The following is a 20,730-nucleotide window of genomic DNA, read 5'->3' as shown; positions in this document are numbered from 1 at the left end:
CAAGTCACCGAGGGGCATTGTCTCCTTGGCTGCCCCTCTGGCGAACAAGTCTGTTGTCCTAGATTGCCACAGCAGTTCGGATGCAGAAATCAGCGATTGATAGGAATCGACGACAGCATAGGATGCTTGAAGGACTTGCAGAGTACGTCTCTGCTCATCCATTGGCGGCAGCGCAAACTCAAAATCCGCCAAACTCGTCCAGTTGGTGCGAGGACTCAACGATCCCGCCGAGGTGCCCACCGCGTGATCGAAGAACGCGTCGGTCTGGCAAATGAAGGGCAGCAACTCCGGCAGTAAGACCTGTGCATCCTTGGTCTCCAGCACGTAGATATCACCAGAGCAGACGCCGGAGAAATCCGCCACAGCCACCTTGCGCTGATAAGCGCGTCGCTTGCCGAACAGCACCTGCCCGGGTTGAAACACGCTGGTGAAGGTCACACCGTCAGCGACGTTTCCCCAACTGCGGATGCGCAAGTCACCCGGTTCGAGATGTTCCAGACCGACGTAGCGTTCAATGCCATCGGCCATCGGATCTTGGCTGCGCGCTTTCGAGAGGCGCACCACCTCGCCGAATTTCACTTGGCGCCAGCCGGGCTTCGGAGTTTTATTGTTCTTGTCAGACACGCTCGATGTCCTCCGCAATCAGTCCATCCAGCGTTTCCACCAGCGCGTCCATCTGTTGCCAGAAGGCACGGCCATCGGCTTGCCATTGGTCCCAGGCAGAGCGCAACGATACCGCGTTGCCATTGCTGTCGTTGGCGATGGCGGCGGCAATGCGCTTCACGTATAGAGGGATCGAGAGGTTGCCCGCATTGGCGCCGATCTCGGCCAAGGTGGCGACCTTGGCGAAGCCGGGTACATCCGCAAAGGTCTTGTAAGCGCTGAGAATGCGCTGCTGATGCTCAGGCTTCAGAAAGCTCTGCGCCCGTTCCCGTGTCACTTCGTTCACCGCGTCGATGAAGATCACCTTGCCCTTGCGAGCGGCGACCTTCTTGCGGTTGCAGATGACGATGCACGACTCCATCGGGGAGTTGTAGAACAGGTTGGGACCCAGGCCGATGACGGCCTCGACCCAATCCTGCTCGACCATCTTGGCGCGCATGGCCTGCTCTTCATTGCGGAACAAGACGCCGTGGGGCCAGAGCACGGCGCAGCGCCCCTTGGCCGTCAGGCTGGTCAGGATGTGCTGCTGGAAGGCGTAATCGGCACGGCCCTGCGGCGGCGTGCCCAACGAGTTTCGGCCCCACTTGTCACTGCTCCAGGCTTCGCGATTCCACTGCTTGATGGAGTACGGCGGGTTGGCCAGGATCACGTCGAACTGGCGCAGGCGGTCGCCTTCGATGTGCTTGGGTTCCGCCAGGGTGTCACCTCGAATGATTTCGAAGTCCTCCACGCCATGCAGGAACAGGTTCATGCGGGCGATGCTGGATGTGATGAGGTTGCGCTCCTGCCCGTAGAGCTTGAGCGTGCGGTACTCGCCGCCCGAGCGCTTCACTTCATCCAGCGCCGAGATCAGCATGCCACCCGTACCGCAGGTTGGGTCGTAGATTGACTCGCCCGCCTGCGGGCTGAGCAGTTGCGTCATCAGGTGGACGACGGTGCGGTTGGTGTAGAACTCGGCGGCCGTGTGGCCGGAGTCGTCCGCGAACTTCTTGATCAGGTATTCGTAAGCGTTGCCGAGCTCGTCCTCGGGCACGTTGGCCACCGATAGCGTCTGGGTCGAGAAGTGCTCGATCAGGTCTTTCAGCGTTTCGTCGGGCAGGCGCTCGCGGTTGGTCCACGGGGCGTCGCCGAAGATGCCGTCGAGCAAATCCGGGTTGGCGGTCTCGATAGCGCGCATGGCTTTCTGAATGGCCGCGCCGACGTTCTTGGGTGCCTGGCGTACATCGTTCCAGTGAGCGCCTTGGGGGATCTGGAAGCGGTGGTTCTCGGCAAACTGGGCATAGGAGAGGTCGCCATTGGAGTTGGCCAGCGCCGCCTGGTATTCCTCCTCCCACACATCCGAGACGCGCTTGTAGAACAGCAGCGGGAAGATAAACTGCTTGTAGTCGCCCGCATCGATGAGGCCGCGCAGCAGCACGGCGGCACCCCACAGGTAGCTTTCCAGCTCTTGCTGGCTGATCCGTTTGCTTGGGTGACTCATTTCAGCCATCCCCCTTCATTCATGACCTGCGCAAGCCGTTCTTCGGCCTCGCGGCAGCGGGTGAGCGCATCCTTGAACGCCGCGATGGCGTCGGGCAGCGGCGGGATGTCTTCTTGCAGTGGTGGCAAGACATAGCGCGAAATGTTCAGCGTCCAGTCCTCGGCTTTGATCTCGTCGAGGCTGACCACCCGGACCGCGTCCTGCACATCGGCAAAGCCGCGATACCAGCCGAGGATCTCGGCGGCGTGCTCGGGTTCCAGATAGTTCTGCGCTCGGCCCCGGCGGAACAAGCGTGACGCATCGGCGATCAGCACCTTCTTCTTGTGCTTGACCGGTTTGCGCTTGCGCAGCACCAGGATGCAGGCCGCCAGCCCTGTGCCGTAGAACAGGTTGGGTGCCAGCCCGATCACAGCCTCGACCAGATCCATTTCCAGCAGCTTCTGGCGGATGCTGCCTTCCACCCCCTTGCGGAACAGGGCGCCCTGAGGAAGCACCACGGCCATTCGGCCAGTCACATCGGCCATCGACTTGACCATGTGCTGTACCCACGCGAAGTCACCGCTGGATGAGGGTGGCAGACCGGCAAAGTTGCGGCCGAAGGGATCGTTCAACCACAGATCCTCGCCCCACTTTTCCAGCGAGAACGGCGGATTGGCGATTACGCAGTCGAACGTAGCCAGCCGATCGACCTCGAAGAAGGCCGGGTTGCGCAGCGTGTCGCCGCGCACCACCTGGAAGTCCTCGATGCCGTGGAGGAACAGGTTCATCCGCGCGATGGATGAGGTGGTGAGGTTCTTCTCTTGCCCGTACAGCTTTCCCCACAGCCGCTTCACGTCGCCGTGCATTTCTTTGACGTGCTGCACGGCTGCCAGCAACATGCCACCGGTACCGCAGGCCGGGTCGTAGATGGTTTCGGCTTCCTTGGGATCGAGCATGTCGATCATCAGTCGCACGACGCTGCGCGGGGTGTAGAACTCGCCGGCCTTCTTGTTGGTGGCGTCGGCGAACTTCTTGATCAGGTATTCGTAGGCGTCGCCAAGCAAGTCCGAATTGACGTTCTTGTTGCCGAACGGCAGCTTGGAGAAGTGCTCGATCAGATCCTTGAGCAAGGCATCCGACAGCCGCTCCTTGTTCGACCACTGGGCATCGCCGAACACCCCGTACAGGCTGTCCGGGTTGGCCTTTTCGATCTCCCGCATCGCGCGCTGGAGGGCCGTACCGACATTGCTCGCCTTGGTGCGCACGTCGTTCCAGTGGCAGTCCTCCGGGATCTGGAACCGGTGCGACTCGGGAAACCACGCCAGCTGCTCGTCACCAGTCTCATCAACGATCTCCTGGTACTCCTCGTCCCAGACGTCGCAGATGCGCTTGAAGAACAGCAGTGGAAAGATGTAGGCCTTGAAGTCGGCCGCGTCTACCGGGCCACGCAGAATATTGGCGGACTCCCAGAGGTGGGCTTCGAGGCGGGCAAGATCGAGTTTCATGCCAACAGTGTACCGAGAACTCGCATGACCTTGCGCTCAACAGATGCGGCAAGCTCCGGGTTGAGCTCGGGAAGGGCACGAGGGAGCGCAGCGCTCCGCAGATGCCCGCTCCGAGCTGCGCCTTCTCGGCCTAAGCTGCCTGCCAGCATGCGTCGATTGTGCGGCAGCAGTGATGGGGATAGCTGCCGCACGGGGCTCAGTGCGGTCGAATGGCAGGTTGGTGGTTTTGACCTCAAAACGGGCTGTGGCTAAACCAGTAATCCAAGGTCAGGTTACGGAGCGGAGCTGTCACGCGGAGGCGCTATCCACAGGCAACACCTCAGCTTGAGCCCACTTTGAGCTTATCACCTGTGTCGGTCGGCAATTCAGCGGTTCCCTGCCACTCTGCTTCTTAGGCTCGGAAAATCGATCCAGGAAGCCACAGCAGCGCTGCGGCTTCTTCTGATCGGATTAAAGCAAACGGGTGTGCCCCCCATATGTGCTGGCGGTGCGCCACACCATACATCGTAAGCGCTCTGATACCCCACGATGCGCTGTCTATCACAGCCTGCAAATTTATCCCTCAGAACCCCAGGGCCATCGCATTCGAAAGTCATGACGGATGAATCCCCAGCATTTTCATACGGATATCGTCATCCCAAGCCGCCCGCTTGCGCTTGAGTCGCAGGCTCGTCTTGGCGGTATCGGTCTTGTCCGCGCGGATGAGGTTGAGCACGATCTTCTTGAGCAGCGAGAGGTTCTGCGGGGCGTTGTCCTTGCGGATCATGCAGTCGTCTTCGCCGAAGCAGACGTCGAGCATCCAGTGCAAGCGGTTCTCGATGGCCCAGTGCGCGCGCACGGTCTTGGCCAATTCCTCGGCGGTGAGTTTGCGCGAGCTGATGTAGTAACGTTCCTCGAGCTCGGCGACCTTGTCGCCGACTACGCGTTGCGAGACGACGCAGCAGACCGTCTTGCAGCTTGGCCACAATTCGGCGTCGATCTCTTTGCCGCTGGCCGCGACCCAACTGAGCTGCATGACGGTCCTGCCGTGGGACTTGTCCACGTGCTTGAATCCGCCGTTGGCGAGTTGCGCGTCGCTGATCAGATCACGCACCTGTTGGTGCAGCGTGGGCTGGTTACCCTTGGCCGCCAGCAGATAATCGCCCCCTTTCTCGACGATCTTGGCGGCGATCTCGCGCTGGCAGCCCATGGCGTCGATGCTCACGAGCAAACCCTTGACGTGCAAGGCTTCGAGCAGTTCGGGGATGGCGGTGATCTCGTTGCTCTTGCCCGCGACTTTCTCCTGACCGAGCACGAGTCCAAGTTCGGTCGAGAAGGCGCTGACCATGTGCACCGGCGGCGCATCCCCGTCGGCCGAACGGCGCAGCGTCTTGCCGTCGATGGCCACCACGCCATCGAGTGCGCCGACGATGCTGCCCACCCAGCGCCGGAACACCGCCTCGAACTGCTTCGGGTCGAGCACCCGGAACACGCGCAGAAACGTGTCCTGCGACGGAATGCCGTTCTTGAGCACCAGAAAGCGGCGCAACCAGTCCGCCTTGAGCCGGCCCCACAAGGCGATGTCCTCGAAACTGTCGGCGTCCGAGAGCATGGCGCACACGGCGATCACCAGGATCTCCCGGAAGTCGTGCCGGGTGCCGTTGCTGGGCTGACGCGGATCTTCAAGCTCACTGAGTTTCTCCATCAGACTGACTCCCGCTCCACGCATTTCGCTCGCCCAAAAGACGAGAGTAGACGCGTTTTTGAGAGGGTCCACAAAGATGGCTGCATAAGCTATTGAACGTGAACGACTTTTCTAGGAAATCTCAGATGGCGAATGCCATTCGAGTGCGATGGCCCTGCTCAGAACCCTTTCGTATAATAGCCCCCAATTCGCGGGGTGGAAGTGATGTCGCCCGCCGTCACCTTGGCCTTGCCGCCACGCTCGATTAGACGGCGGCGAGCACCGCCGAGCGATACGGCAATGCGTGGGTAATCATCCTCCAGCCCCTCATCGACTTCACCTAGCCACGCGGGAAACGCCACAGCTCTACTGAGCGGAATCGGCACCCCATTTATGCTGATCGGCTGCTCTGCCAGCGATTTCACCATGGGCAGTTCAGCTCCACCCCCTGTCAGTGCCACTGCAAGCGTACGACGGCCTGCACCAGCGGAGACCCAATCGACCCAGCTTCTATCGACGTTCTCCAAGATGTCGACCATCGCTGCGCGCAGGCTGTCGCCAAAGCTCTTCACCGCTGGCAATTCAAGAAACTCGGCCAGATCGAGTTCGATCTCTGCCCCGTTCATGAGCGTGGTAAATAGATATTTGTCATTGAACAGCGTTTCCTTGAGATCCCTAATCTGCAATTCAAGGGCGCCTCGCACGTTTACCCAAACGGGATCTTCCGAGGTAATTCCGCTCTTCCTGACAATCAACTCGATTAGGATACGATCGAGATGATTGCCGGCCTCGGTCAGTACTCGCGAGGAGTCACCAGCCTCCACTCCAGAGCTAACACCCTTCTCTGGGTCCACGTGAAGGCGATAGAGACTCATGTCGCTCGTGCCTGCGCCGATATCGACTACCAACACAAGACTATCGATTCTTGACTTCCAACTTATGATGGAACCAGCTACCCCCAATGGTTCAGTAATGTCTTCCGCGATGTACGGATAATCGTGTGGCTGGGCGCGTAACTGGTCGACCACCGCTATGAAGTCCGCCAATGCGATACCGTCACGCAATGCCTCACCAAACGTGTCTGCTAGGACCTGGGCCTCCCCCAGCGCCGTTCTCAAACGGTGGATTGTTTCTCGCCCCTTGGCTCCACCCAAGCAAGGCATGGCAAATCGGCGTGGCAGGTTCGATGGGAAACCGAGTTGCTCCACGCAACGCGTGGCATTCCAAGTCAGGTAGGTGAGATACGCCAATACAATATCGCCGTAGGTCACCTCCGGCCCCGTCGGCTTCGCCCTGGAGCCGACTGGTTCGCTCCACCCCTCTTCAGTCAGACGTCGCTTGATGTTGTCTAGGCGCTGGCGCGATCCGTCACTGCCTTCGAGGATCGACCGCTCGACGGCCGCCTTGCCAAACCAAAGTCGTCCCTCATCATCGATATACACCGACGAAATCAGCAGCGTTTCGCTGACCTCCTCCTGATCGGCGGGCACACCAAGTTCGAGAACACGAATCTCCTCCGAGCCGTCGGTGTGCTCTTGAACCAGCGTGGCTTTCGACATAGCAGTTCCGAAATCTAGGCAGAACCGCACGTGCTGCGGTGGCTCCGGCAGATCCAGTACCGAAGTATTGAGGATGTACGCGGACGGCTCATCAGCCGACGCTTCCGGCTGATGGTCGGTCGCAGCGGCGTCTGCATCGTCAGTTTCAACGAATTCACCCATTGGCTGCGAGTCGGTCGTGCATGGTTCGGTGATGGGGCTGGATAGCGACACTGCCCCCACCGGACGCTCAATATTGTCTTCTGCCGCAGCCGCCGCTCCTCCACCTTGGGTCCGTGGCGTGCGGTCTCCCGTGAGTTCGTCGAGCGCAAAACGCAGGGCGTAAAGTTCATCTTCAGTGAGCACGCCTGATAACTGTCGACTGCCATCATCCAGAACCTTGACTCGGTTGAGGAGGTTCTTGAGCAATATCCGCGCTTCGATACGATCCAAAGTCAATACTCCCTTATTTTTTACTTACTCGTCCGCCTCGACCCACGGTTTGACGAGGGTCTTGACCTTGCCCGAAAACTCCTTCTTGATCCCGTCACGCACAACACGGACCCTGCGGACGCCGCTCTTGTGACCACCCAACATTTCATGCTCTAACGGGTTGTACTCGAGACGTTCGCCTTTTAAGTCTGTACGGGTCAGCTTTCTCATTCTCGCGAGGCGACGCGCAATCTGAGCGATGTTCTGATAACCGCTCACTGCGGCACGTGTCGTTGAAGCCAGAACCGGTTCCGAGATTTCCAGGAACTGCACAACAGCGCGGCCAATTTTTTCCATGGCCTCTTGATTGCTCTCCACCTCAATGAGAAGCGCGCCGATCTGGGCATCCTCATTGTTGCCAACCCGGTGCTCGACCTCCCGTCGGTTTTCGGTGGCCTCACCGGCGCTGCTCCACCAGGCGCGCACATCGGGGTCGAGGTCTCGGGCGTCGACGAAATGGCGTTTGATCGCAGCCGCCACCTGCGGCCGGGAGCTGTAGCAGGCGAGTAGTGCACCAATGACTTCCCTATCAGTACGGTTCTGACGCGACAGCACAAGGGCCGACTCCAGCAGGGCAACGCGAATCCTCGACATCTGCCGGGATCTGTTCAGGAACTGTCCCCAAACTCCAGCTCCCACGTGTCGTTTGCCACGTTCCAGCACCGCATAGGTCGAGGCATACATGGCCATTGAGAAGCGAATCTCAATCACCCTGGCCAGCATACGCAGCATTTGGTCTAGTACATCGAACAACACATCGTCATCAACCACATCGAGAGACTTCCCGAGCACTTCCGGTAGAAGGTTCGCAAGCTCGCTCCCAATGTTTGCACCGACATCTCCCCGCCAATGCTCCATGATGGTTCCCATCACATCGAGCACGCGCCTCCAACGCCGAAGCCGAGCTTCGGGGGTCGGGAAGCTGCCTAGATAGGCCACCTGTTCGCGAAGTGCGACAACCCAGTCGGCTACAGATTGCTCGCGCTCGAGACAGGCCGAAAGCAAAGTGCTGCGGGCGCCATCAGCGCTCTCGATCGCAAGCGATTCGCGGTATGCGTACGGTGCTACCCAGCTTGCACCAACGTGTGTCACTAAATGAGCGGCATACGCCTTAGCATCGCCATCGATGAGGCCATCTATTGAGGGGGGTACTACCGAGAAGACCTCATCTGCCCGGTCGAAGATCACTGCCTCTCGATTGCGCGCCACTGCGGCGAGGCGACCAAGCTCGACGGCGCCCAGCAATTCGTCCTCAGGGGCTCGGACGCGCTCGAACACCAGCGACACGACCTCGCTCAATCCTTCGTCCTTGATCAAGACTTGATGCGACCGCTCAGCCATCGCTCGGGTCATCAATTCGCTCAATTCCCGCAGGGTGGCGGACGCCCGCAGTTGCGCCATCGTGACGGGGGGCGATTCAACCCTCTGAGTTCTGGGCGTGCTGAGATGATCCAAAAACATCTGCCTCTGCTCGTCTGTAATCTCATCGTCTACCGAGTTGACGCCTATCCCGGCGCGCACAAGTTGCTCGAGCACAACCGTTGCCGGCATCCTCAAAGACGACGCAACCGCCCTAATCGACTGACGAGCCATCAAGCCCCCCTTTTTTTGGACACGTATTCCCAGCTTTTCGCACCGCACCCTCGCTTGCACATCAGAAAGATGATCTTGTAGCTCAGGGTACGGTGAGATTGTCTCCGAAACAGACGCGCGGAGCGAATTAGTATGCCATTTCATTGACTGTCTGGGCTTGCTCACGACGATAGAGACAGCTTGCGGCCGAGTGGCAGCTAACCGGTCAATCGGCGACGAATCAGGCTGGCAAACTGAACGTCAGCAACGGTCTAGCTTTGTTCGACGCCTGCCCCTCCCGCGCGACGAGCGATGGCCTGCCCGGGCCGGACGGGCAGGCGTTGGACAAAGCTCCAGGGAGGAAACCGCGAAACGAGGCGAGGCCGTTCAGTCGGGGCGCGGCGCTATGGGCATTTGAGCGCCGCCTGATCGCGCAGGTACGCGATGTGCATGGTGGTGCGCCAGGCGCCGCATCTTGGGTGAAGCCGTTGCCCGCCGTCGGTGGCGTGGGCGAGGTCCGCGCAGCGCGGCTTGTGATGCGAATGCCAGTGGCGGGCGCAGCGGGTCTCGACCAGGCCCGTCCGAATGGGTGCTGGCGGCAGGCTACGGGTGTGGAAGCGATGCCCGATCACGAGGTCGCCCCATGGAGTGGCGGTGCGCGAATCGTCGCACCGCGAGCAAAGGTCTCGATGACGCGCATCACCGATCCACAGCAGCGACACACGAAACCGGCAGTGGGCGTGGTCGATAGCGCGGCGGCTTCAGGCGCCGTGGCGAGGGTGCGTGGATCGTCTGGAGGTGTCGCGCCAAGGAGTTCGCGCGCACGCGCCAGATTCTTCCGCCGTCCCGCGTTGGCGAGCAATCCGTAGTGCCGGATGCGGTGGAAGCCGCACGGCAGCACATGCAGCAGGAAGCGGCGCATGAACTCCTCGGCAGTGAGCGTCATCGTCTTGTGGCGCGTGCGCCCCTTGGCACGGTAGTCCTTCCAGCGGAACGAGACGCTCCCGGCGTCGAGCGACACCAGGCGACGGTTCGAGATCGCCACCCGATGGGTGTAGCGCGACAAGTAGGCGAGCACCGCCTCGGGGCCAGCGAAGGGTCGCTTGGCATAGACGACCCATTCGCTCGTGCGCAGCGGCGCAAGCCAGCGCAGGAACGCGGCCATTTGTGCCAGCGGGGCGAACTCGCCGAAGAAGCGCAGCGCGCCGGCGTGATGCGCCTTCGCCAGCTCTTCCAGGAAACGCCGCCGGAACAGGCGCGAGAGCACGCGGACCGGCAGGAAGAAGCCACGCCGGCAGCCGATCCAGCGCTGCCCGTCGGGCGACAGGCCGCCCCCGGGGACGATGCCGTGCACGTGCGGGTGGTGCGTCATCGCCGAGCCCCACGTGTGCAGCACGAGCGTGGCGCCGATCGTGGCGCCGAGGTGCTTCGGATCGGCGGCGATGGTAAGCAGCGTCTCGGCCGCGACCTCGAACAGCAGCCGATAGACGAGCGCCTTGTTGGTGTAGGCCAGTGCGCTGATCGGCGCCGGCAGCGTGAAGACCACGTGGTAATACTCGACCGGCAGCAGGTCGGCCTGCCGGGCTTCGAGCCAACGCTGGGCAGCGCGCGCCTGACACTTTGGGCAGTGCCGGTTGCGGCACGAGTTGTAGCTGATCTCGATCTGCTCGCAGGACTCGCAGCGCAGCACGTGCCCGCCCAGCGCCGCAGTGCGGCACTGTTCGATGGCCGACATGACCCTTAACTGCCCGAGGCTCAGGTGGCCGTGTTGAGCGAGACGCCACGCCGGCCCGAAGGTGCGGAAGATGTCCGCGACCTCCAGTGCGGGGCGGACCACGATGTGCCTACACCGGCTGCAGTTTCTCCAGCGGACTGACGACCTCGTGCAGCAGGTCGACGGCGACCTGGGTGTAGATCACCGTGGTGTCGAGCTTCTTGTGGCCGAGTAGCGCCTGGATGATGCGGATGTCGACCTTCTGCTCGAGCAGGTGGGTCGCGAAGCAGTGGCGAAGCGTGTGCATCGACACCCGCTTGTCGATGTCGGCCGCCAGGGCGGCGGCACGAATGGCGCGATTGAGCTGGCGCGGGCTCAGCGGGTCGATCGGGTTGAGGCCTGGGAAGAGCCAGCCGCCGTCGAGCATCTTGCCCTGCGCCCGAGCGACCCGCCACCAGACACGCAACCGCTCAAGCAGCAGGGGCGGGAGCATCGCGTAGCGATCCTTGCGGCCCTTGCCTTGCTCGACCCGCAGGGTCATGCGCCCGCTGTCGATGTCGCTGACTTTGAGCGAGACCACTTCGCTTGCGCGCAGTCCGGTCGCGTAGGCGAGCGAGAGCGCCGTCTGGTGCTTGAGATTGTTGCAGGCGGCAATCAGGCGCGCGACTTCCTCGCGGCTGAGCACCACCGGCAGGCGCTGCGGCACCCGGACCGGCTGCATGCGCGCCATCAACTCGCCGTGCTCGAGCGTGATGTCGAAGAAGAACTTCAGGCCGCTGATCGCGGCGTTGAGTGACATCGGCGACGTGCCCGTGTCGACCAGGTGCAACTGGTAGTTGCGCAGGTCGTCCACGGTGGCGGTATCGGGCGAGCGCCCCAAGTAGCGCGTGAACCGGCACACTGCGCGGATGTACGCACTCTGCGTCTTGGGGTTGAGCTTGCGCATCCGCATGTCGTCGAGCATGCGCTGGCGCAAGGGGCTGACGGGACGAGTCGGGGTGTCCATGGCTTGCTCCTGTCGAAGACGAGGCCGATTGCCTCATCTCCCAACATGGCAAGCCTGCTGCCGATGGAAACCACAAACTCCGATGCTCGTCACGAGCGGTTCAGCACACCCCTACCGCGCGAGCGGTTTAGTCCAAGGCCGAAACGCGGACGATCGGCCTCCGGTCACTATTGTTCGTCAAACGTCGTGCGCCGCCGAAGGCTGCCTCGAAACAGCAAAGCCATCCTCAAGTCATTTGGGTGTCCAGCTGCGCGTTGTGAGTTTTCGACTTTATTGCCATGTTGTCGACTTTATTGCCACGTTTTCGACTTTATTGGCAAGGAACATCAGCGGCAGCGGTCCCTTCCCGCTTATTCCACCGTGACCGATTTCGCCAGATTCCTCGGCTTGTCCACATCCGTCCCCTTCACCAGCGCCGCGTGGTACGACAGCAACTGCAGCGGGATCACGTGCAGTACGGGTGACAGCATGCCGTAGTGCTCCGGCATGTGCAGGATGTGCACGCCTTCCGACTCGGGGATTTCGCTGCCAGCGTCGGCGAACACGTACAGCTCACCTCCGCGGGCTCGGACTTCCTGCAGGTTGGATTTGAGCTTCTCCAGCAGTTCATCGTGCGGGGACACGGCGATGACCGGCATGTCCTTGTCCACCAGGGCGAGCGGGCCGTGCTTGAGTTCGCCGGCGGCGTAAGCCTCGGCGTGGATGTAGGAGATCTCCTTGAGCTTGAGTGCGCCTTCCATGGCGATCGGCCAATGGCTGCCGCGGCCGAGAAACAGCGCATGCTCCTTGCCCGCGAAGCGCTGCGCCCACTGCTCGATCTCGGGTTCGAGCTCGAGCACCTTCTGCACCGCGACCGGGAGGTGGCGCAGCGCGGCGAGGCGGCGCTCCTCGTCCTCGGCGGACAGCCGCCCGTTGATCTTGGCGAGCGCAAGCGTGAGCAGCGCAAAGGCGGCGAGCTGGGTGGTGAAGGCCTTGGTGGAGGCAACGCCGATCTCCGGGCCGGCGCGGGTGATGAAGCGCAGCGCGGTTTCGCGCACGATGGCCGACTCGGGCACGTTGCAGATCGCCAGCGTGCGCTGCATGCCGAGCGCCTTGGCGTGCTTGAGCGCGGCCAGGGTGTCTGCGGTTTCGCCCGACTGCGAGATGACGACGACCAGAGTGTCGGCGTCCGGCACGGATTCGCGATAGCGATATTCGCTGGCAATCTCTACCGTGACCGGGAGCTTGGCGATGGCCTCGATCCAGTAGCGCGCGACCAGGCCTGCGTGGTAACTGGTGCCGCAGGCCAGGATCAGCACGCGGCGCACGCCGTCGAAAACCTCTGCCGCGCGCGCACCGAAGTGCTGCGGCGTGACACCTGCGCCGCCGGCGATCAGTTCCAGCGTCTGCGCCAGGGCCTGCGGCTGCTCGAAAATCTCCTTCTGCATGTAGTGGCGGAACTTGCCCAGCTCCACCGCGTCGGCCGACAGGCTGGAGAGATGCACCTCGCGCTCGACCGGCGTGCCGTCGGGGCGAATGATGATGTAGCTGTCGCGCCGCAGCTCGGCGAGGTCGCCGTCTTCCAGATAGACGATCTTGCGCGTGACCTGCAGCAGCGCGGCCGTGTCGGAGGCGGCGTACATGCCGTCTACGCGCTCACCGCCCCCCACGCCCAGCAGCAGCGGCGAGCCGCGGCGGGCGACGATGACCCGGAACGGGTCGGCCTCGGCCACCACGCCGATCGCGTAGGCGCCGACCAGTTCGTTGGTGGCCTGGCGCACCGCCTCGAAGAGGTCCGGCGTGCCCTGCAGCTTGTCATGCACCAGGTGTGCGATGGCCTCGGTGTCGGTCTCGGACTCGAACACGTAGCCCTTGGCCTGGAGCACGGTTCGGATGGCCTCGAAGTTCTCGATGATGCCGTTGTGCACCACCGCGAGGCCACCGGAGATGTGCGGATGGGCGTTGCGCTCGGAAGGCACGCCATGGGTGGCCCAGCGCGTGTGCGCAATGCCGATGTGTGCCGAGAGCTGGCGCGCATCGGCCAGGGCAGCGAGCTCGGCCACGCGGCCGCAGGAGCGCAGGCGGGTCAGCTCACCGGACAGCACGGCCAGCCCTGCCGAGTCATAGCCGCGGTATTCGAGCTTGCGCAGACCCTCGAGCAGCACGGGGACGATGTTCTGGGTTGCGATTGCGGTGACGATGCCACACATGACGGGGCTTCCTTGTTCGGTTTTCGGGTATCGGCTGCAGGTGCGGGCTTTGGTAGCGGTGGACCTTTGCGGGAGCGGGCCGGCCTCGCTCCCGCGAGGGCTCAGCGCGGCTGCTTCACCGGGCGCTTCCAATGTGCCACGCTCATCTGCCTGACGCGGGTCACGGTGAGCTGATCGGGCGGCGCGTCCTTGGTCAGCGTGGTGCCGGCGCCCAGAGTGGCGCCGCGGCCGACACGCACCGGCGCGACGAGCTGGGTATCGGAGCCGATGAAGACCTCGTCCTCGATGATCGTGCGGTGCTTGTTGGCGCCGTCGTAGTTGCAGGTGATGGTGCCGGCACCGATGTTGACCTTGCTGCCGACGTCGGCGTCGCCCACGTAGGCCAGATGGTTGGCCTTGGAGTGGTCGGCGATGACGCTGTTCTTGACCTCGACGAAGTTGCCGAGGTGCACGTCAGCGCCGAGCACGGTGCCGGGCCGGGTGCGGGCATAGGGCCCGATCACGCAAACCTGGCCCATGGTGGTGCTATCGATGTGGCTGAAGGGCTCGAGCCGGGTGCCGGCGCCGATGCGCGCGTTGCGCACGACGCAGTGGGCGCCGACGCGCACGCCGTCACCGAGCTCGACCTCGCCTTCGAATACGCAATTGACGTCGATCTCGACGTCGCGACCGACCGTGAGCGTGCCGCGCACGTCGATACGCGCGGGGTCGATCAGGGTGGCACCCTCTTCCATCAGGCGGCGGGCGACGTTGCCCTGGTGGATGCGCTCGAGCTCGGCGAGCTGCAGCTTGTTGTTGACACCCAGCGTCTCGGCGAAGGCGTCGGGCTGCACAGTGGCAACCTCGACGCCGTCGGCCACGGCGAGGCCGATGATGTCGGTGAGGTAGTACTCACCTTGGGCGTTGTCGTTGCCGATGCGGCCGAGCCAGTCGCGCAGGCGCGCAACCGGTGCAATCAGGATGCCGGTGTTCACTTCGTTCACCTTGCGCTCGTCGTCGGTCGCATCCTTCTCCTCCACGATGCGCACGACCTTGCCCGCGGCATTGCGCAGGATGCGCCCGTAGCCGGTCGGGTTGTCCATCTCGACGGTGAGCAGGGCGAGGCGTGCGTCGCCCGCGGCGGCGGCCAAGCGTCGCAGCGTGGACACGCCGATCAGCGGTACGTCGCCGTACAGCACCAGCGCCATGTCACCATCCGTGAGGTGCGGCAGCGCCTGCTGGACCGCATGACCGGTGCCGAGCTGCGGTGCCTGCCGCGCCCAGGCCAGATCCGGGGCGTCGAGCCGTTCGCGCACCACCTCACCGCCGTGGCCATACACCACGCAGATGCGCTGCGCATCGAGCGTACGCGCCGTTTCGAGCACATGGGCGAGCATCGGCTTGCCGGCAATGGGTTGCAGAACCTTGGGCAGAACCGAGCGCATGCGCTTGCCCTGGCCGGCAGCGAGAACGACGACTTCCATGTGGCGTTTCCGGTGGTTGGGGTGACTCGAAGAACGCCGTGCAGCGAAACGGGCGTCCGGCAAATGCAGCGTCGCGCGAAGTTTACCACCGACGTTGCAGCGCGGAATGTGAGGGAATGCATGGCGGGCGCGTCAACAAGGCTCCTGCCGCGCATACGCGATCACGCTGCGCTCACCCTCCACGCGCCTCCCGCGTATTTGATTGACGCATTGCACAATTCGATTGCGGTTCTTCTTATACTGGTCACGGACAACGTCTAGAATCCGCCCGTCGCAATACATCCAAGAACGAGTACGCCATGAAACCCGCAGCAGCACCCCAGATCATCCAGAATCGGACCTTCGACGAAATCCAGGTGGGCGACTTCGCGCAGCTCGTGCGCACCCTGCGCCCCGAGGACATCCATCTGTTCGCGGCGATGTCCGGCGACGTCAACCCGACCCACGTCGACCTCGAATACGCCCGCTCCAGCCAGTTCCGCGAGGTCGTCGGCCACAGCATGTGGGGCAGCACCCTGATCTCCACCATCCTCGGCACGGAGTTCCCCGGCCCCGGCACGGTGTACGTCTCGCAGGGACTCAACTTCTGGCGTCCGATCACGATCGGCGACACGCTGACGATCACCGTCACCTGCAAGGAAAAGTTCGACCACAACCATCACATCATCTTCGACTGTCTGGCGGTGAACCAGGACGGCCTGAAGGTGATCGACGGCATTGCCGAGGTCATGGCGCCGACCGAAAAGATCTCGCGCCAGCGCGTGGTGCTGCCCGAGGTCACCGTGTCCGACCGCGAACTGCGCTACCGCCACCTGCTGTCGGTTTCGGCCGGCCTGACACCGATCCCGATCGCTGTCGCACACCCCTGCGACCGTGAATCCCTGCTCGGCCCGGTGCAGGCCGCCGCCGCCGGCCTGGTCGACCCGATCCTGGTCGGTCCAGAGGCGCGCATCCGCGCAGTAGCGGAAGAAAACGAGATCGACCTCAAGGGCTTCCGCATCGTCGACACCGAACACAGCCACGCCTCCGCCGAGGTGGCCGTGGGCCTGTGCCGCGACGGCGGCGCCGAAGCGCTGATGAAGGGCTCGCTGCACACCGACGAAATGATGAGCCAGGTGATCCGCCACCTGCGCACCGGCCGCCGCATCAGCCATGTCTTCCTTGCCGATGTGCCGACCTACCCGCATCCGCTGATGATCACCGACGCGGCGATCATGATCGAGCCCACGCTCGAGGATAAGGTCGACATCATCCAGAACGCGATCGAACTCGCCCACATCCTCGGGCTACCCGAGCCGAAAGTGGCGATCCTGTCGGCGGTCGAAACCGTGACCTCCAAGATCCGCTCCACCATCGACGCCGCTGCGCTGTGCAAGATGGCCGACCGCGGCCAGATCAAGGGCGGCCTGCTCGACGGCCCGCTCGCCTTCGACAATGCCGTGTCGCTGGTCGCTGCCAAGACCAAGGGGATCAAATCCGTGGTCGCCGGCAACGCCGACATCCTGGTGGTGCCCGACCTCGAATCCGGCAACATGGTCGCCAAGCAACTCGAGTACCTCGCCAACGCACTGATGGCGGGCGTGGTGCTGGGCGCGCGGGTGCCGATCGTGCTGACCAGCCGCGCCGACACTGCCGAGACGCGCACCGCGTCGTGCGCCGTGGTGCAGCTGATGGCACACAGGAAGCGCGAGGCGATGAAGGCATGAAGGCCGTACTCGTCCTCAACGCAGGCTCGTCGAGCCTGAAGTTCGCGCTCTACCCGATCAACGGCGACATTGCCGAGGCTCCCGCGGTTTCAGGTCAGGTCGAGGGTATCGGCGCCAGGCCGCAGGTCACCCTGAAGACGGCCGCGGGCGAGCGCTTCGAAGAGGCAGTCCCCACCGGAGGCAGCCAGGGCGAGCAGCACCGCGACGCGCTCAACCACGTGTTTGCGCTGCTCAACCGTCACAACCCGGCGCTCGACATCGTCGCCGCCGGCCACCGCATCGTGCATGGCGGCGAGCACTACAGCGCGCCCACCCGGCTCGACGAATCGGTGCTGCGTACGCTCGACACCTTCGTGCCGCTCGCCCCGCTGCACCAGCCGCACAACCTGCGTGCGGTGCGTGCGGTCGCGGCGCTGATGCCGGACGTGCCGCAGGTCGGCTGCTTCGACACCGCCTTCCACCGCACCCAGCCCGCGGTCGCCCAGGCCTTTGCGCTGCCGCGCAAATACTCGGCCGAAGGCGTCAAGCGCTACGGCTTCCACGGTCTGTCCTACGACTACGTCGCGCGCCAGCTGCCGGAGATCATCGGCGAGCGCGCCAAGGGTGCGGTGGTGATCGCGCACCTGGGCAACGGCGCCTCGATGTGCGCGCTGCGCGGCGGCAAGAGCGTGGCCTCCACGATGGGCTTCACCGCCGTCGAGGGCCTGATGATGGGCACCCGCACAGGGACCCTCGACCCCGGCGTGATGCTCTACCTCATGGAACAGAAGGGGCTGGACGCCAAGGCGTTGACCAACCTGCTGTACAAGGAGTCGGGCCTGCTCGGCGTCTCCGGCATCAGCCAGGACATGCGCACCCTGCTTGCATCCGAGGCCCCCGAGGCGACGGAAGCGGTCGATCTGTTCTGCTACCGCATCGCACGCGAGCTCGGCTCGCTCGCCGCGGCCGCAGGCGGGCTCGACGCACTCGTGTTCACCGGCGGTATCGGCGAGCACGCAGCACCGGTGCGCGAGAAAGTCGCCGCCCTGTCGGCCTGGCTGGGCATCGAGATCGACCTCGCCGCCAACCAGGCCCATGCGCGCCGTATCGACACTCCCAGCAGCCGGGTCGCGGTCGCCGTCGTGCCCACCAACGAAGAGCGCATGATCGCGCGCTACACGGCGCAGACGCTCGGGCTCTGAGGCCTGACCGTCGGCCCCGCCCTCCCCCGGGGGGCGGGGGGGCTGCGGTGCTTTCACCCCCATCCCGTGCTACGGTCAGGGCTCCAGCCCCACGGAGCCCACCATGAAAGCACGCACCCTACTCGCCACCGCGGTCATGATGGCCGCCTTCGGCGCCCTGGCGAAGCAGCCGGTCGACAACGGGCACGGCGGCGCGGTCGCCACCATCTCGCACCAGGCCAGCCTGGCCGCAATGCAGATCCTCGATGCCGGCGGCAACGCCGTCGACGCCGCAGTAGCGGCGGCCGCAACGCTGGGCGTGACCGACCCGTTCAGCTGCGGAATCGGCGGCGGCGGGTTCATGCTCATCTACTCGGCGAAGGAGAAGCGCGTGATCGCGCTCGATCACCGCGAGGTGGCGCCGGCAAGCTTTCACCCCGGCGTGTTCCTCAACGCCGACGGCAGCCCGATGACGTGGAGCGATGCCGTACCCCAGGGCATCTCGGTCGGCGTACCCGGCACGGTGCGCGGCTGGCACGCGGCGCTGCGCAGATACGGAACGATGGACTTCGCGCAGGTGCTGGCGCCTGCGATCCGGGTCGCGGAAGACGGCTTCGAGGTCGGCCCCAACTTCCACCGCATCAACACGCTCAACGAAGCCAAGTTCTCGCGCTTCTCGAGCACCTCCGCGCTGTACCTGAAAGACGGCAAGGCCTTGCCGATAGGCAGCCTCCACCGCAACCCCGACCTGGCCCGCACCTACCGCGACATCGCCCACGGCGGCGTCAAGGCGTTCTACACCGGCCCGATCGCAGCCAGCATCGTTTCCACGGTGAACCATCCCCCGGTCCACTCCGGGGTACGCGTGGTCGCGGGCGACATGACGCTGGCAGACCTCGCGGATTACGAGGCCCGGCTGCGCCAGCCGGTGCGCTCGACCTATCGCGGCTACGAGGTCTACGGCATGCCCGCGCCCTCGAGCGGCGGCATCGCCATCGCCCAGGCGCTGAACCTGATGGAGACCTTCGACCTCGCCGGCAAGTCACGCAACGAGATCGAGCATCTGTACATCGAAGCCTCACGCCTGGCCTTCGCCGACCGCAACGCCTACGTTGCGGATGCAGAGTTCGTGGACTTCCCGCAGGAGGGCTTGCTATCGAAGGCGTACGCATGTGAGCGCGCGGGACAGATCGGTATGCACGCCGCGCCCGGCGCGGTCGCGGCAGGCGACCCCTACCCCTTCGAGAACGACTTGTCGGTGCCGCTTCGCCCACAGCCGCAAGCGTTGGCGCAGGAGCCGATGCACACCACGCATCTGGCAGTGTCCGACCGCGAAGGCAACATCGTTGCCTACACCTTCACCATCGAGTCCTGGGGCGGCAGCGGCATCGTGGTGCCGGGACGCGGTTTCCTGCTCAACAACGAGCTCACCGACTTCGACTTCTCCGGCCCGCACCCCAACGTGCCCGAAGCCTTCAAGCGCCCGCGCTCGAGCATGAGCCCGACCATCGTCCTGCAGGACGGCGCGCCCGCCTTCACCATCGGTTCGCCGGGCGGTTCGACGATCATCACCACCGTGCTGCAAACGATCGTCAATCACATCGACCTCGGCATGAGCCTGGCCGACGCACTCGCCGCGCCACGCATGAGCCAACGCAATGGCGACACCACGCTGATCGAGAAGATGCTGGAATTCCCAGGCGGCGCACAGGCCAAGGCACTGGAAGCACTGGGACATGCATGGCGCGAGACCGACCAGATCGGCGCCGCAAACGGCATCCGCTTCAATGCCGACGGCAGCGTCACGGCGGTCAGCGAGCCCCTGCGCCACGGCGGAGGCAGCGCGATCGTGCAGAAGCAATAGGTCTACAGCAGCGCCCTCGCCTCGTCCACGCCGATCCACAGCGCGGTTGCGGCGAGCAGCGCCGCCATCGTGTAGTTGAAGGCCATCAGCGCCGCCGGCTGCTGCAGCCAGGTCCGCAACCGTGCCCCCGCCACGGCCCACACGGTGATGCAGGGCAGGTTGACCGACATGCACAGCAGCGCCAGCCCGGCGGCCGTCATCCAGTCGGCGTCGCGCGGCAGAAACAGGATGGCGACGTTGAGCACCATCATCCACGCCTTCGGGTTCACCCACTGGAACAGCGCCGCGGCGGCGAAGCCGAGCGGCGAGACCCGCCCGCCGCGACCTGGCTGGCCCGCGCGCGCCTGGCGCAACGCCAGCCACAGCAGATAGCCACAGCCCACCACCACCAGCGGCAGGCGCAGGGCATCGAGCCAGCCCATCACCCAGGCCAGGCCGCTGGCGACGATCAGCACCTGAACGCTGTTGCCGACGCTGACGCCGAGCAGGTGCGGCAGCGTGCGGCGGAAGCCAAAATTGACCCCGGATGCCGCGAGCATGATGTTGTTGGGCCCCGGCGTCACGGACATCGTGGCGACGTAGGTCATCAGCGGCAGGTCGATCATGGCGTTCTCCTCGAGGGGCTTCGGGAGATCACTATACGAAGCGCTGGGCAAAGGTTACAGCTCCAGAAAAACAGGTTTATAGTGGTCACAGATCGTTTTACCAATCAGCTGTAACTATCCAAGGACGAGCC

General features: G+C 63.8%; 13 protein-coding genes and 1 pseudogene. 3 read left to right on the top strand and 11 right to left on the bottom strand.

Annotation, left to right across the window (positions count from 1 at the left end; genetic code table 11):
• The 10 genes and pseudogenes from ACNKW1_RS15235 to glmU form a co-directional block, all read right to left on the bottom strand.
• Positions 1-624: pseudogene (locus ACNKW1_RS15235) on the bottom strand (restriction endonuclease subunit S); the annotation flags it as partial.
• The gene (locus ACNKW1_RS15230) at positions 617-2,143 is read right to left on the bottom strand and encodes a type I restriction-modification system subunit M (RefSeq protein WP_418365429.1); all 1,527 of its coding nucleotides are present in this window, start codon (positions 2,141-2,143) and stop codon (positions 617-619) included. The gene ACNKW1_RS15230 and the pseudogene ACNKW1_RS15235, both read right to left, overlap by 8 nt.
• On the bottom strand, positions 2,140-3,627 hold the full coding sequence (locus ACNKW1_RS15225; RefSeq protein WP_418365428.1) for a type I restriction-modification system subunit M: 1,488 nt from the start codon (positions 3,625-3,627) through the stop codon (positions 2,140-2,142). The genes ACNKW1_RS15230 and ACNKW1_RS15225 overlap by 4 nt, the downstream gene beginning before the upstream one ends.
• A 592-nt stretch (positions 3,628-4,219) precedes the next feature.
• A complete protein-coding gene (locus ACNKW1_RS15220) occupies positions 4,220-5,311 on the bottom strand; it encodes an ISAs1 family transposase (protein WP_418365427.1) in 1,092 nt (363 codons plus the stop codon).
• Between the two features lie 158 nt (positions 5,312-5,469).
• Positions 5,470-7,281, bottom strand: coding sequence for a hypothetical protein (locus ACNKW1_RS15215; RefSeq protein WP_418365426.1), 1,812 nt, complete (start codon positions 7,279-7,281; stop codon positions 5,470-5,472).
• Positions 7,282-7,305: 24 nt separating this feature from the next.
• Positions 7,306-8,856, bottom strand: a complete 1,551-nt coding sequence (locus ACNKW1_RS15210) for a hypothetical protein (protein ID WP_418365425.1) — start codon at positions 8,854-8,856, stop codon at positions 7,306-7,308.
• A 664-nt stretch (positions 8,857-9,520) separates the two neighbouring features.
• On the bottom strand, positions 9,521-10,729 hold the full coding sequence (locus ACNKW1_RS15205; RefSeq protein WP_418365424.1) for an IS91 family transposase: 1,209 nt from the start codon (positions 10,727-10,729) through the stop codon (positions 9,521-9,523).
• A 7-nt stretch (positions 10,730-10,736) separates the two neighbouring features.
• Positions 10,737-11,612, bottom strand: a complete 876-nt coding sequence (locus ACNKW1_RS15200) for a tyrosine-type recombinase/integrase (RefSeq protein WP_418365423.1) — start codon at positions 11,610-11,612, stop codon at positions 10,737-10,739.
• Positions 11,613-11,962: 350 nt separating this feature from the next.
• Positions 11,963-13,801, bottom strand: a complete 1,839-nt coding sequence (gene glmS, locus ACNKW1_RS15195; RefSeq protein ID WP_418365422.1) for a glutamine--fructose-6-phosphate transaminase (isomerizing) — start codon at positions 13,799-13,801, stop codon at positions 11,963-11,965.
• A gap of 101 nt (positions 13,802-13,902) precedes the next feature.
• Complete coding sequence (gene glmU / locus ACNKW1_RS15190) at positions 13,903-15,264, bottom strand: bifunctional UDP-N-acetylglucosamine diphosphorylase/glucosamine-1-phosphate N-acetyltransferase GlmU (RefSeq protein ID WP_418365421.1); 1,362 nt, start codon at positions 15,262-15,264, stop codon at positions 13,903-13,905.
• 299 nt (positions 15,265-15,563) lie between these two features.
• Here glmU and ACNKW1_RS15185 point away from each other — a divergent pair, with 299 nt between their 5' ends.
• The 3 genes from ACNKW1_RS15185 to ggt all read left to right on the top strand — a co-directional run bounded on the left by ACNKW1_RS15185 (position 15,564) and on the right by ggt (position 19,994).
• Positions 15,564-16,970, top strand: coding sequence for a bifunctional enoyl-CoA hydratase/phosphate acetyltransferase (locus ACNKW1_RS15185; RefSeq protein ID WP_418365420.1), 1,407 nt, complete (start codon positions 15,564-15,566; stop codon positions 16,968-16,970).
• Positions 16,967-18,151 carry an acetate/propionate family kinase gene (locus ACNKW1_RS15180; protein ID WP_418365419.1) on the top strand — a complete coding sequence of 395 codons (1,185 nt, stop codon included), beginning with the start codon at positions 16,967-16,969 and terminating at the stop codon, positions 18,149-18,151. Before ACNKW1_RS15185 ends, ACNKW1_RS15180 begins: the two co-directional genes overlap by 4 nt.
• 103 nt (positions 18,152-18,254) lie before the next feature.
• Complete coding sequence (gene ggt / locus ACNKW1_RS15175; RefSeq protein WP_418365418.1) at positions 18,255-19,994, top strand: gamma-glutamyltransferase; 1,740 nt, start codon at positions 18,255-18,257, stop codon at positions 19,992-19,994.
• Between the two features lie 2 nt (positions 19,995-19,996).
• Here the strand turns inward: ggt and ACNKW1_RS15170 are convergent, their stop codons facing one another.
• A complete protein-coding gene (locus tag ACNKW1_RS15170) occupies positions 19,997-20,599 on the bottom strand; it encodes a LysE family translocator (protein WP_418365417.1) in 603 nt (200 codons plus the stop codon).
• Between the last annotated feature and the right edge of the window lie 131 nt (positions 20,600-20,730).

It is taken from the genome of Thauera sp. WH-2, assembly GCF_048321015.1.
Classification (GTDB): domain Bacteria; phylum Pseudomonadota; class Gammaproteobacteria; order Burkholderiales; family Rhodocyclaceae; genus Thauera.
Note: the sequence above shows the minus strand (reverse complement) of the source record. Positions and strands in the feature narration are given on the sequence as shown.

What these genes read in the sequence shown, in the direction of transcription:
- ACNKW1_RS15185 (WP_418365420.1), top strand. Translation starts at nt 15,564, where the DNA reads ATGAAACCCGCAGCAGCACCCCAGATCATCCAGAATCGGACCTTCGAC.
- ACNKW1_RS15225 (WP_418365428.1), bottom strand. Translation starts at nt 3,627, where the DNA reads ATGAAACTCGATCTTGCCCGCCTCGAAGCCCACCTCTGGGAGTCCGCC.
- ACNKW1_RS15220 (WP_418365427.1), bottom strand. Translation starts at nt 5,311, where the DNA reads ATGGAGAAACTCAGTGAGCTTGAAGATCCGCGTCAGCCCAGCAACGGC.
- glmU (WP_418365421.1), bottom strand. Translation starts at nt 15,264, where the DNA reads ATGGAAGTCGTCGTTCTCGCTGCCGGCCAGGGCAAGCGCATGCGCTCG.
- glmS (WP_418365422.1), bottom strand. Translation starts at nt 13,801, where the DNA reads ATGTGTGGCATCGTCACCGCAATCGCAACCCAGAACATCGTCCCCGTG.
- ggt (WP_418365418.1), top strand. Translation starts at nt 18,255, where the DNA reads ATGAAAGCACGCACCCTACTCGCCACCGCGGTCATGATGGCCGCCTTC.
- ACNKW1_RS15230 (WP_418365429.1), bottom strand. Translation starts at nt 2,143, where the DNA reads ATGAGTCACCCAAGCAAACGGATCAGCCAGCAAGAGCTGGAAAGCTAC.
- ACNKW1_RS15200 (WP_418365423.1), bottom strand. Translation starts at nt 11,612, where the DNA reads ATGGACACCCCGACTCGTCCCGTCAGCCCCTTGCGCCAGCGCATGCTC.
- ACNKW1_RS15180 (WP_418365419.1), top strand. Translation starts at nt 16,967, where the DNA reads ATGAAGGCCGTACTCGTCCTCAACGCAGGCTCGTCGAGCCTGAAGTTC.
- ACNKW1_RS15170 (WP_418365417.1), bottom strand. Translation starts at nt 20,599, where the DNA reads ATGATCGACCTGCCGCTGATGACCTACGTCGCCACGATGTCCGTGACG.